This is a genomic window from Desulfobacter sp. (assembly GCA_028768525.1).
Classification (GTDB): domain Bacteria; phylum Desulfobacterota; class Desulfobacteria; order Desulfobacterales; family Desulfobacteraceae; genus Desulfobacter.
On the sequence record CP054837.1, the window covers coordinates 3,283,481 to 3,296,170 of the forward strand.

A 12,690-nucleotide genomic window follows, 5' to 3' on the forward strand; every position below is an offset into this window, starting at 1 on the left:
CTATTCTTTGCCAATGGTATGGGTTAAGAGGTATTTTTCAGCCGGATGGATCCTGTATCCATTGACACGGTCTGACATGGCTGTGACCATGGCTTTGTGAAAAAGGACGATGACCGGGCTCTCATCATAGATGATCTTCTGGACCTGGTTGTACAGGCGGATACGGTCTGCCGGGTCAAAGCAGGTCCTGGCCTCCTTGAGCAGTCTGTCCAGTTCCGGGTTGGCATAGCCCATGAAATTTGACCTTGCCCCGGTCATGAACACATCTGAAAGAAATGCATCCGGATCTCCCTGGGGGGCGGTGTTCCACATCTGTAGGTTGAGGTGGACCCGGCCCTGCCCCATGGCCTGGTTGATGGGAGACCCTTTTTTGGTCACCCGGATGCCGGCATCAATGCCCACCCGGGCCAGCTGGGACTTGATCAGTTCCAGGGTCGGTTTCAATGCGGCCCGGGTTTCGTATGTCCACATCTCTATATGCAGGGGGTTATTGTCCTTTTCCCTTATTCCGTCACCGTCCAGATCCCTGGCCCCGGCCGATTCCAGAAGGGAAACCGCCTTTTCAGGATCATAGGGGTAAGGGGAAAGGTCTGTGCGGCACCAGGGCAGTACTTTGGGAAAGACCGACGCCCCCACTTTTCCGCCGATGCTGCCCAGCACTGAGTCAAGGATCTGGCTGCGGTCAATGGCGAAATTAAGGGCTTTGCGGATTATGGGGTCGGCCAGGGGGCCGTCCTTGACCCTTACAAAGAAAAAACAAAGCCGGGCTGTGGGACGGTGTTCAATCCTGCTTTTGCCCTGCTGCATCAGGCGCAGGGCATCCAGTTCCGGAAAGTTGGTGGCCATGTCGATTTTACCCGACTCAAAGGCCAGCATCCGGGATACCGGATTTTTGATGATAAAAAGTTCAGCCTGCTCAATTTTGGGAGTGCCGCCCCAATATCCGTCAAAGGCGGTGACAATGGTTTTCTCGCTGGGCACGATCTTTTTAAGTTTAAACGGACCTGTCGCGGCAAGTTTGTTTCCGGACGGGTCAACGATTGCCGTTTCCGGCGAGGTTAGATTGTAAATAAAGCCGGCATGGGGATGGCAGGTCTCCACGGTCAGGGAAAGGTCCCCTGTGACCTGGATGGATTTTATATCCAAAAGACCCTGGATCCGCTTGTTAAATCCATCGCTTTTTTCATCGATCAGGCGTTCAAGGGAGTTTTTCACCGCCTGGGCCGTCATCGGGGCCCCGGTGTGAAAAGAAATATTATCCCGGAGGCGGATTTCCCAGGTCTGGGGAGATAGATTCTTGAACCCCCGGGCCAGCCAGGGTTTCAGGCTCATATCAAAATCAAGGGCAAACAGGGTTTCCGTGATACCGGCCTCACTGGCATACCAGCCGTTTGACCCCCTTGCCGGGTCCAGGCTGGAACTCGTGGGGCCAAAGGGTTTGGCAATGGTAAAAGAGTCTGCGCACAAGGCGATGGACGCCCACAGGCAGAGCACCAGACAGAGGACGGCCCTGCCGGGCCAGGCAAAAAGGCCCGGTCCGGCAGGGGAAGGTTGTGCATTTAAATTATCCATAAATTCCTTATTACAGGGATACTGACACGGTGGCCATGACGGTCCGGCCCTGTGCCGCATAGTATTCATAATACTCTTCATCGAACAGGTTATCCACGGACAGGGTGAAGGCCAGTTTTTTACTGGGCCTGTACGTGACCTGGGAATCCACGACAAAAGAGTCTGAGTAGTCCTTATATCCGGAATCGGCATAGGCCGTCCGTTCATCCCGCATAACACTGTCAGAGTATCGCAAGTTGACAGAGGCGTCCAGCACGTCGGTAAAATAGCCTAACCAGAAGTTAAAGATATCGGTTGGCACCTCATCTACCTCTTTGCCAAGTTTACTTGCATCTGAAATCACAGTATATTCGGACCAGTGGTGGGTATAGTGGATCCCTCCCTTAAGGTTCCAGGGCAGGTTGGCTTCAATGCCGAGTTCAATGCCGTCAACTTCGGCCTCTCCTGCGTTGATCCGTTTTGATTCGTGAACAACGACGCCGCTGGTATTGGTATAACTGGTTGTCTGTGATGTAATCATGTCCTCCAGATTGTTCTGGAAATATGTTGCTTTGGCGCGCAAGCGTTTGTTCAGGAACTCCCACTCTGTGCCCACTTCCCAGGATGTGTTTGTGGTCGCCTTAAGATCCGGGTTTGGCGAACAGGTATAGATTTCCCCCCCATTTACATATTCATAGTTGGCGATTCTGTAATACAGGGAGGGGGCAGTAAAGGATTTCCCGTAAGAGCCCCGCAGCACGCCGTTGTCCGTCAGCCTGAAAAGCACAGAGGCCTTGGGGCTGAACTGTCCGTCATCCATGTCTTCATAGGTCACATGGTTGCCGGCGTTATTTGTATATTCGGTATCCGTGCCCCACCAATGGTCATACCGTCCCCCAAGATACAGGGTGGTGGACTCAATGGGCGTATATTCCGCCTGGATAAACGTACCCCAGGTCAGGCTTTCCCCGGTTGTTTCATAATCAGCAGAGGCCCAGCTGTCCTTGTCACTGGCATTGAACAGGGTATATTTGGTGTCCGTGGCAGTCTCTTTTACCCCCTGGGTGCCCAGGGTTAAAAGAAACCGGTTGTCCATCAGGTGAAAGGTGCCGGACAAGTCTGCCTGAAGCAGATCGTTGTCTTTGACTGTGGTTTTGGCGCTTGAAACGGAATGTTCCTGGGTCTCCTTGCCATTGTATCCCACCAGGGCCGTGACATCCAGCTGGCCCGGCACGGAGTAGTCATAATGAAGGGTGTGGACATTGGATTCTTTTTGGTAGGTGGTGCCTGTAAACGAGGTGGCGCTTTGGTTGATCTCATAGTAGTTGCCACCATTCTGGATATAGACATCCCCGGCCCCGATGGCGTTGCCGCTGGCGTCCGTTAAATAGCTGTGGCCGCCGCTCCATCCATTTTCGAACTGGCTGATATTAAAGCTGTACCAGAGTTTGGAGTCTTCAGAAAGCTCCAATCCGGTTTTTATAAACGCCCCGTAATCCTCATACCAGTTTTCTCCCTGGGTTCCTATGATGGCCCGGGTATCACCGTTGGTGGGGTCAATGTCCGTGGCTGTGTTCGTCGCAATGGGGGTTGCTGGGTCCAGTGGCCCGACTACAGGGCTTGTCAGCGATCTGACAGTCGGGTTCGTTTCATACCCGTCCGTGGTCCTGTATTTAAAACTCATGGAGTAGAAAAATTTGTCTCCAAGTGTTTTATCCGCCCAGGAAAGATTTTCAGAATCGGTCGGGGAGAATGGGCGGTCGGCAATACGTGCGCTGAAAAACTGGGTATTGTCGGTGCCGTAGGTAAAAGAGGCCTCCGCCTCCATATCATAGGGGATTTTGGTCTCATAATTGATGACACCGGTCTGGGCAAGGGTGCCGTAAAGGGAAGAAAAAGGTCCCCGCACCACCTCGATTTTTTCCACATCCTTCATGGGGATGGCGCCTGTGTTATAGTAATGGCCGTAATCGTACCAGTTGAGCCCGTCAACCATAACAAGGGCCCTGTTGCCGCGGATCATGGGCCGGGACCAGTAATCGGCCAGGCCCCTGTACTGGCGCGGGTAGATCCCTTCCGTCCGGAACAAGGGTTTAAAAGGGTGTTCCGAATTAAAGGCATCAATTTCATTTTCGGAAATCACGGAAACCGATGCCGGTGAATCCAGAGGCGCCTTGGGCGTTTTGGTGGCAATAACCGTCATCCCCTCAAGCTCGCAGCTCTTGTCAGTTTCGACAGCCCCCTGATCCGTGGACGGATCTGCCTCGGTTCCAGCCCAGGCAGGGGCGCATAGGGCCAGAGAGATTACAATACTACACAACAACAGTCTTACATGTTTCATTTACTTTTCCTTGGATAAAGTTAATAAAAAGAGAAAACAAACAAAGAGACTCATTTGTTTCCGTAGACAACAAAAAATGGTGGTGGAGAATATCTGTCTCTCCCATAGGGGTTCACCCCGAAATACTTATTGATGTCACAGGTAAGCACCTGCTCAAATCCGGCCTTTTCCATCAGGTGGCCTACATCCCTCAAGGTGACGCCCTCGTAGAGGGGAAGGGAAGGAATCAGGGAAGAATAGTGGGAAAAAAAGCGGCATGAGATCAATCTGCGGGTTCTGAGGAACCCTTTTGCCGTTTTTAGCACCAAATGGTGGATTCTGGACCAGGTGATATTGCGCCAATAACCGTCGGAAATAATGATGCGGCCCCCGGGTCTTAACACCCTGTGCCACTCTTTAACGGCTGCTTCTGGATGGGGGAGGGTCCACACAAGATTCCGGGTGGTGACGACATCAAAGGAGTCGTTTTCAAAGGGTAGATTTTCAGCATCCCCGGTCCTGAAATCAACACAAAGCCCGAATTCTTTGGCTTTCTGCCGGGCTTGTCTTATCATGCCGGGGGAGATGTCGATGCCCGTCACTTGAAACCCTTCCTGGGCAAGGTAAAACGCCAGCTGTCCAGGACCGGTTCCTAGATCAAGGGCGCAAATTCCCTTGCCTTGGACATGGGACACCAAATCTTTGATGGTGGATTCCCAGTTTTTTACGGTTTCGACAGATTTTGCATGATCCAGTTCGTAACTTGCGCTTCTCCAGTTCCAGTATCGTTCAATCCTGTTTTTAAGCTTGTCTCTGCCAAAGGCTGCCATTGTTCTCTGCTCCTAGTCAATCGTATCGTGCGGCATACCCAAAAAAAAACCACAAAGGTCCGGTATGCGGTAAACGCCTGAACCTTCATGGTTAATTCTTTTAGATGCCCTAGGCAGAACTCAAGCTGCTTCGGCTGATTTTAAAAATTGGACGAAATTGTTCTTTGCTTTCTAGCAAAAGTTGATTTTCAATATTAAACTGCAAAAGTTTAGTCAAGAAAAAAAGAACCTTTTGTCCATCATTGATGATGTTCAGAGAGATTATCCAATGATAATATATTGTGGCAGTCATAAAATGCCGAGGTTCAATTTACTTACTGATTCCCCCGTGCCGAGGCCGGGTCCATGCCTCCTTGGAAAAATGGAAAAAAGCGTCAACCCTCCCCTCTTCTTTGCATCGTATCCGGGGGCATGAGCCCTGGCAATACCTCTCTTCCGGCTTTTCAAGCTGCCGTTGAAATGTTACACTGGCCCTAATTTTCAATACCCGGTGCGCAAGTGCCAAAGAGAGGACATAGTGAAGTCAAAAGCCCTTGAGGTCAATCTTTCCGATACGCGGGCCGAGGTGGCCGTGGATGAAAAATATGAACTGCTCCTGGATTTTTTCGACGGGTATGTGGGGATACTGAACCGGCTGGAAACCTTTTTAAAGGAACTCTCCCACCCCTACCGGAACTGGGGGTTTATTGTGACCGAGTCCAGGCATTTTGCCCTGCATTATTTTCATCTGTACAAATCCCGGGACCGGGGGCGGCAGGCCATGGCCCTTTTCTGCGATATCTTTGCCGTGGCCTTTGAAACCGTGGACTCCCCCGACATCAAGGCAAATGCCGCAGACAACCTCATGCTGGTCCTCCACCACATAGCCAAGGACGGCAAAGATGGCCTGGCCCGCTTCAAGGACCTTATGGTGCGGGAACTGAACCACATACTCTCCTGGGGAGATGAGGATTTCTTTTATATTGTGGTCTCATATTACCAGCCTGACCGCATGGCACGGATTCTGGGGGAGGGGGAGCTGTACGGGGACTGCGGCGAACTGCTCCTGCCCCTGAACCGGCTGCTGATCCGGTTCTATGATGCCTCATTTGCCTTCTGGCTCACCCAGGACGATCCCAAGGTGTGGATGAGGGAGAATATTGACGAGTGGCGGCTGAGCCCGGAGATGATCGAATTGCTGGACACCGTTTCCCATGACCGGATCCGGGAGTGGCAGGGCCGGCTGGGAGAGGTCAAGTCCATGGATCCGGCCGGGGCGGAAGCCACGGCGGCCCTGACGGCCCTGCCCGGACACAGGGATGTGGTCAAGCTGTTCCGGGAGATGCCCCGGCAGATCCTGACCCTGGCGGACGGCCGGACCTACGGCAAGTATTTCAAGCTCACCTTCCTCTTTTATATTATCCATGCCTCCGGCCTTTCCATTATCCACCGGGAGGCCCTGGGGGACATCCACCGGACCCTGATCCGCCTCATCGGGGAGCGGGACTACAAAAAGGATATCCCCATTGTGGACCAGACCTTTGCCCTGCTCAAGGAGCATAAGGGCCGGTATCCGGGCACGGTGCTGGAGTGTATCCACAAAATCGGGGATGCGGTGTACAACACCGACGAAATTGAGCTGATCAACCATTTCATCGACCGGTCCGTGGACCACGGGTTCCAGTTTCCCATGATCCGTGGCACCGGAGACGACTGGCAGATCAAGGGTAACATGGCCCATGTGAAAAATATCCGGGTTTTCCTCAACCTGGTGGGCAAGCACCCCAAAAAGTCCAAGCGCCTGCTTTCGGCCCTGATCACCTCCCTGGCCGTGGGCGGGGTGTTCATCCGGGACACCGACCTCTTTCCCCGGGATATTACCAAGTTCCTCAATACCGATATCGGGCCGGTGTACAACCTGGTCAAGCAGCTTTCCCGGCTGCTGCCGGCCTTTTTCAATGAAATCGGGGCCGAGGGGGAGCTGAGGGATATTTCCACCCAGCTGGACGAGGCCTGCTTCCGCCGGGACCGGCTGATTCATTTTTTAAGGAAGCAGTGCCATGTGGAAAGTTCGTCGCGCATCGTGGAGTTTATCCAGGAGGTCATGGCCTTCTGGACGACCCGGGATAAATCCGCCCTTGCGCCCTATGTCCCCCCCTCCATCTATGGGGAAATCGAACCTTCGGGCAAATATGTGGACGGGCCCCACGCCATTTTCCAGGCCCTGGCCTATAACAAGCTGGCCACCCCTTCCGATTATCTGCTCACCTCCCAGGAGGAGCTGGAGGCCATGGTGGACCGGGTGGACGGGGTGACGGAACTGGACCGGACCCGGTCAAAGCTCATGCTCAGGTTTTTTAAACTGCTCAACCAGAAATACGGTACCGACAACCTGGATCTCAAAGACTACCTGGCCGCCCACAGGGCCGAAGGCCTGCCCGATCCATCGGATGCCATCACCGCCATGGGGGAGGATAACCTGGAAGCCCGGATCGAAAGCCTGTTGGCCTATATGGCCGAATTGCGTGACATTATCCTGTCGGACAGGGCCTTCCCCGTGAACGAGGCCATCTACCACAAACGCCACATCGCCGTGGACATCCCCTCCATGTACGGCTCCTACAGCGAGGCCAAGTTTGACGCCCTGGGGCTGACCCTGAGGATCGAAAGCGTGGTCAATGTGCTTTTTGAAGACCTGATCAATTCCATTGACCTGCGGCTGATCACCAAACCCACCTTTGTGAGGATTTTCCGGGTTCTGAGGCTTTTCCGCCAGGCCCTGGCCCTGGACGGCATTGTCTCCAACAAGCTGGACACCCAGATGGAATTTCTAAAATATTCCATCAACATCACCACCTGTTCCTTTACCCAGTACCTGGATATTTTCAAGGGCTTTACCCGGGCCGTGGCCGATGCCGTCAACGATCATTTCAACAACCTCCACTCCCGGAATCTTTCCCACATCGACCGGCGCATCGGCCGGGACAAGATTCTGGACAAGTACCTGCCCCAGGGCTATGCCAAGAATACGGAGTTCAACGCCAAAATGGCCAAAAAGCTGGACCAGCGGGTGGCGGACATTTTTTTCAGGGACCGCATCGCCACCTCCCTGGGCCTCCAGCAATTGGATGTTTTTTTGAACCGGATTCTCAGCACCCTTTTCCGCCAGTCCGAGCGGCTCTCCCAGGATGAACTCTCCGCCCTGCTCAATTACGACCCCAAGGCGGCGATTTCCACCATCGGCGGCGGCAAGCAGTTCAGCCACAACATTATCTACCTGGGCAACAAGGGGCTGAACCTGATCAAGCTCAAGGACCTGGGCGTGGCCGTGCCAAACGGGTTCATCATCACCACCGAGGTATTTAAATGCCTGGATCTCATTGATTCCTATATCCCTGCATCGGTGAATTTCAAACAGCTGGTGACCAAGATGCTGGGGCAGCTTGAAGAGACCACGGGCCGCAAGTTCGGGGACAGGGAAAATCCGCTTCTCCTTTCGGTCCGCTCCGGCGCCTCCATTTCCCAGCCCGGGATGCTGGATTCATTTTTAAATGTGGGCATCAACGAAGAGATCGCCGCCAGCCTGGCGGAAAAGTCGGGTAACCCCTGGTTTGCCTGGGATTCCTACCGCCGGTTTATCCAGGCCTACGGCATGGTCTACGGCATCCAGCGGGACCGTTTCGACGAAATTATTAAACGGTTCAAAGACCGTGCCGGTATCACATTCAAGCGGTATTTCACCGGCTCCCAGATGCGGGAGGTGGCCATGGCCTATAAGCGGCTGCTGCTGGACGAGGGGGTGGCGCTGATCGAATCGCCCATGGACCAGCTTTTTCTGGCCATCAGCAAGGTGTTTTCCTCCTGGAATTCCAAGCGGGCCAAGGATTACCGAAAAATTATCGGAATTTCCGACGACTGGGGTACGGCCGTGACCGTCCAGTCCATGGTGTTCGGCAACCGGTCCCGGGAGTCCGGATCCGGGGTGGCTTTCACCCACAGCCCCAAGCTGCCGGGGGACGCCATACGGCTCTGGGGGGATTTTACCATTGGCAACCAGGGGGAAGATGTGGTATCCGGTCTGGTAAAAACCTTGCCCATTTCCGAGATCCAGCGGGAATTGGAAAAGCGGGATACCAAGATCAGCCTGGAAACCCGGTTTCCAAAAATTTATGAGCAGCTCCGGGCCATTGTCCGGCGGCTGATTTACGAGGGCGGGTGGAATCCCCAGGAGATAGAGTTTACCTTTGAAGGGGCTGAGGGCGACGACCTGTTCATCCTTCAGGCCAGGGACCTCTCCCTTCGGGATACCAAAAAGATAGAGCGGTTTGACGCAGACGGCCATGCGCTTGAAAAGGCCTATCTGGGCCAGGGTATCGGGGTCTCCGGCGGGGCCATGAGCGGCCGGATTGTCTTTACCCTGGAGGAAATCGACGGGTTCCGGCGCCAGGATCCCGACGCCAGGCTGATTCTGGTGAGAAACGATACCGTGCCCGACGACATCCTGGAGATTGATGCGGCGGACGGTATTCTTACGGCCAGGGGGGGGCTGACCTCCCATGCGGCCGTGGTGGCCTATAACCTGGGCAAGACCTGTGTGGTGGGGTGTGAAAAACTGATCTGCAATGAAGAGGAACGGACCTGTGAACTGGGCGGCGTGACCATGAATACGGGGGATTTCATCAGCATCAACGGGTATAAGGGGCTCGTATACCAGGGCCAGCTGACAGTGGTGGCTTGAATGAAAATTTACCCATCTACTTCTTTGCTGCAAAAGCGTGTATATGGGCAAATTTTCATCCAAGCGCTGAGTTGACATATTAATTATAAGGAATAGGAAAAATGACTAAGGTACTGGGTGTTAACGGTTTGGGAAGGATCGGAAAGCTGTCCCTGTGGCACCATGCGGGCAGGAAATATTTTGATGAAATTGTGATCAATGTGGGCCGGGAAGTGGGCACCTCCATGGAGGATATTATCCACTATATTGAACGGGACTCCACCTACGGCCGCCTGGAAGCATTCCTGCACGGATTCCAGGGAAAACCGGCCGTCACCGATGTGGATGCCGATGCCTCCACCATGAAGGTGAACGGGATTCCGGTGAAGATTCTTAAAAACAATCGAAATCCCAAAGACATTGAGTGGGCCGACCACAACGTGGATATTGTGGTGGATACCACCGGGCAGTTTCTGGACCCCAACATGCCGGCGGACGATGCCAAAGGATCCATCCGGGGCCACCTGGAAGCCGGCGCCCGCAAGGTGATTGCCTCGGCTCCCTTTAAGCTGAAACAGGGGGCGGTGATGCCAGAGGATGCGGTGACAACGGTCATGGGCATCAATGACAAGGACTATGATCCGGTTCGCCATTCCGTGATCTCCAATGCCTCCTGTACCACCACCTGCCTTTCCCACATGGTCAAGCCCCTCCTGGACGCCTTCGGGGTGGACCGGGTATTGTCCGCTTCCATGGCCACGGTCCATGCGGCCACCGGTTCCCAGCAGGTGCTGGACCGCCTGCCTGCGGCCGGAAAGACGGATCTGAGGAAAAACCGGTCCATCATGAATAATATTATACTGACCACCACCGGGGCGGCCAAGGCCCTGCAGCTGGTCATTCCGGAAATGGGCAGCATCGGTTTCATTGCCGAATCCGTTCGCATTCCCACCTCCACCGGCTCCCTGATCATTCTGGTGGTCAATCTCCAGGAGGAGCTGAACAAAGAACCCATCCGCAGGGACATGATCAATCAGATTTACCAGGATGCGGCCCAGCGCTGCGAAAACGGCTACCTGGTCTATTCAGGCAAGCAGAACGTCTCTTCGGATATCATCGGCACCCCCAGGGCCGCGGCCGTTATTGAGGGGCACGAAACCCACACCCGCACCGGGTCCATCTCCATTAATCTTTCGCAGATGCAGGGGATTGAAAAAGAGGTTCTGGAAAGCATCAAGGACCATGTGGGCCGTATCCAGGTTACCCAGGCTGTGATCTACGGCTGGTATGACAATGAAATGGCCTCCTATGTGAACATGATGGGGGACCGGACCGTGACCATTGCCGAGTCCATGGAGTAAACCGCTGTTATTTTTCTGCCGGCGCCCGGCCCTTTGGGCCCTGGTCGCCGGCAGTCTTTTATGGTCGGCCGCTTTTCCCGCCATGGCCGGCCTTAAATCCCCTTCCCTGCCCTTTGCCCCCGGAGAGGAGATCCGTTACGATGTCCGCTGGCAGATGTACAGGGCCGGGGAGGCCCGGGTCCGGGTGCTGCCTTTCACCCAGGTCAACGGAAGCCAGGCCTGGCATTTTGAACTCATGGCCGAATCCAATAAATTTATCGATCTTTTTTTCAAGGTCAGGGATCATATCCAGGGATTTGTCGATGGAGAATTTACCGGGTCCGTGGGATACCGGTATGCAGGCATGGGAAAAAAGAAAAAAGAGATACGGGTGGCATTTTCTCCGGACCGCACCACCGCTGCCTATTCCAATTTTAACGAGCACCGGGACCCCATAGATATACCACAGGGCAGCTTTGACCCCCTGTCCAGCTATTTTAAAATGAGGTGTTTCAGCCTGGGGGATAGCGGTACCCTTTCCTTTCCCGTGACCGACGGGAAAAAAGCCTTTATCCAGAAGGGGGATATCGTCGGCAGGGAGCGGATAATACTTGAGTCCGGGGAATATGACACCGTTGTGGTGGTGCCCTGGGTCACCCATTTTTCAGGGGTGTTTAAGAAAAGCAAGGACCCCACGGTCCGGGTCTGGATCACCGATGACGCACGCAAAATCCCTGTGAGGATCCGGATCAAGGTGGTGGTGGGGGCCATTTATTTTGATCTGGCAGGCTATGCGCCGGGGCAGAGATGATATTCCCCGTTCAGTTACGCTTTTGTGCCGGTCCGGAAAATTGTCAGGAGGAATCCCATGGAAATTCAATGGCTGGGTACGGCAGGATTCAGGATAGCGACATCAACGGCTTCGTTTTTAATTGACCCTTATCTGAGCCGGAACCCCGGCGCCGACCCCCGGCAGGAGTTGAGACCGGCCGATCTGGCGCCGGCATCCCATATTTTTGTTTCCCACGGTCATTTTGATCATCTTTTGGATGTGCCGGCCGTTGCCCGTCAGACAGGGGCAGAGGTCTGGTGCAGCCCCACGGCGGCCCGCACCCTTGAAGATATGGGGCTTGCCCCGGGGCAGATCCGGACCGTGGAGCACAACGGGGCAGAGGCCGATTTCAGCGGGATCCGGGCCCAGGCCTTTTACAGCCGGCATATCCGGTTTGATTTCCGCCTCATGGCCGCCACCCTGGCAAGGGTGGGCCGCCGGCTGCCCGACATCATCCCTTTGTTTGCCAATTTTCCCTGCGGCCAGGTTTTAAGCTGGCAGTTTGAATTGGAAGGCCGTCGTATCCGCTTTTTCGGCAGTGCCGGTGCCAGTGACAAGGAGCTTGAAGGGATCGGAAAAGGGGAGGTGGATATCCTTATGCTGCCCCTCCAGGGCCATTCGAAGATCTGTGCCAAGGGGGCCCGGCATGTGCGGTTCCTTGAGCCGGGCATGGTCATTCCCCACCACCAGGACGATTTCTATCCCCCGGTTTCACAGACGGTGGATATCTCTGACTTTGTCCACAGGGTTCAACAGGACTGCCCCGGCACACAAATCCGGGAAATGGCGTTGAATGAAATAATCCAGCTGTGAAAAAAAGGGTTGACAAACGGCAAATTCTCACAACTATGTGTTTATAGGCAATCAAAATAAGCTTAGGCTTATCCAAGATATACTTTGAAAGTGAGAGGGCACCATGAGCAATTACCAATGCCAGACATGCGGAAAAATCTCGTCTGATAAAGGCAAGGTCTGTGACCCGGTCGAAAACAGCGTTTCAACCCTTTATGTTTGCGAATCCTGCAATAAGCAGAGTATGAGAGCCGAAGAGGTCTGCCGTCCACAGGAGGTTTCACCTTCCTATTTCTGCGGAAAGTGCGGCACCTCCGGATCGAAAAAAT

General features: G+C 54.2%; 7 protein-coding genes. 4 read left to right on the top strand and 3 right to left on the bottom strand.

Annotation, left to right across the window (positions count from 1 at the left end):
- From HUN04_14665 to HUN04_14675, 3 genes are read right to left on the bottom strand one after another with little or no spacing between them, the layout of a single operon-like run.
- Positions 1–1,572, bottom strand: coding sequence for an ABC transporter substrate-binding protein (locus HUN04_14665; GenBank protein WDP90866.1), 1,572 nt, complete (start codon positions 1,570–1,572; stop codon positions 1–3).
- A 10-nt stretch (positions 1,573–1,582) separates the two neighbouring features.
- Positions 1,583–3,892: a TonB-dependent receptor gene (locus HUN04_14670; protein ID WDP90867.1), complete on the bottom strand. Its 2,310-nt coding sequence runs from the start codon at positions 3,890–3,892 to the stop codon at positions 1,583–1,585.
- A 50-nt stretch (positions 3,893–3,942) separates the two neighbouring features.
- On the bottom strand, positions 3,943–4,701 hold the full coding sequence (locus HUN04_14675; protein WDP90868.1) for a class I SAM-dependent methyltransferase: 759 nt from the start codon (positions 4,699–4,701) through the stop codon (positions 3,943–3,945).
- A 517-nt stretch (positions 4,702–5,218) separates the two neighbouring features.
- Here HUN04_14675 and HUN04_14680 point away from each other — a divergent pair.
- The 4 genes from HUN04_14680 (at position 5,219) to HUN04_14695 (ending at position 12,382) form a co-directional block, all read left to right on the top strand.
- Positions 5,219–9,418, top strand: coding sequence for a pyruvate, phosphate dikinase (locus tag HUN04_14680; GenBank protein ID WDP90869.1), 4,200 nt, complete (start codon positions 5,219–5,221; stop codon positions 9,416–9,418).
- A gap of 101 nt (positions 9,419–9,519) precedes the next feature.
- Positions 9,520–10,758: a glyceraldehyde-3-phosphate dehydrogenase gene (locus HUN04_14685; protein WDP90870.1), complete on the top strand. Its 1,239-nt coding sequence runs from the start codon at positions 9,520–9,522 to the stop codon at positions 10,756–10,758.
- A gap of 82 nt (positions 10,759–10,840) precedes the next feature.
- The gene (locus HUN04_14690) at positions 10,841–11,548 is read left to right on the top strand and encodes a DUF3108 domain-containing protein (GenBank protein ID WDP90871.1); all 708 of its coding nucleotides are present in this window, start codon (positions 10,841–10,843) and stop codon (positions 11,546–11,548) included.
- Between the two features lie 57 nt (positions 11,549–11,605).
- Complete coding sequence (locus HUN04_14695) at positions 11,606–12,382, top strand: MBL fold metallo-hydrolase (GenBank protein WDP90872.1); 777 nt, start codon at positions 11,606–11,608, stop codon at positions 12,380–12,382.
- The last annotated feature ends 308 nt before the right edge of the window (positions 12,383–12,690 follow it).

Excerpts from the sequence above, each read along its gene's own strand:
- HUN04_14665 (WDP90866.1), bottom strand. The coding sequence starts at position 1,572 with ATGGATAATTTAAATGCACAACCTTCCCCTGCCGGACCGGGCCTTTTT.
- HUN04_14670 (WDP90867.1), bottom strand. The coding sequence starts at position 3,892 with ATGAAACATGTAAGACTGTTGTTGTGTAGTATTGTAATCTCTCTGGCC.
- HUN04_14675 (WDP90868.1), bottom strand. The coding sequence starts at position 4,701 with ATGGCAGCCTTTGGCAGAGACAAGCTTAAAAACAGGATTGAACGATAC.
- HUN04_14685 (WDP90870.1), top strand. The coding sequence starts at position 9,520 with ATGACTAAGGTACTGGGTGTTAACGGTTTGGGAAGGATCGGAAAGCTG.
- HUN04_14690 (WDP90871.1), top strand. The coding sequence starts at position 10,841 with ATGGCCGGCCTTAAATCCCCTTCCCTGCCCTTTGCCCCCGGAGAGGAG.
- HUN04_14695 (WDP90872.1), top strand. The coding sequence starts at position 11,606 with ATGGAAATTCAATGGCTGGGTACGGCAGGATTCAGGATAGCGACATCA.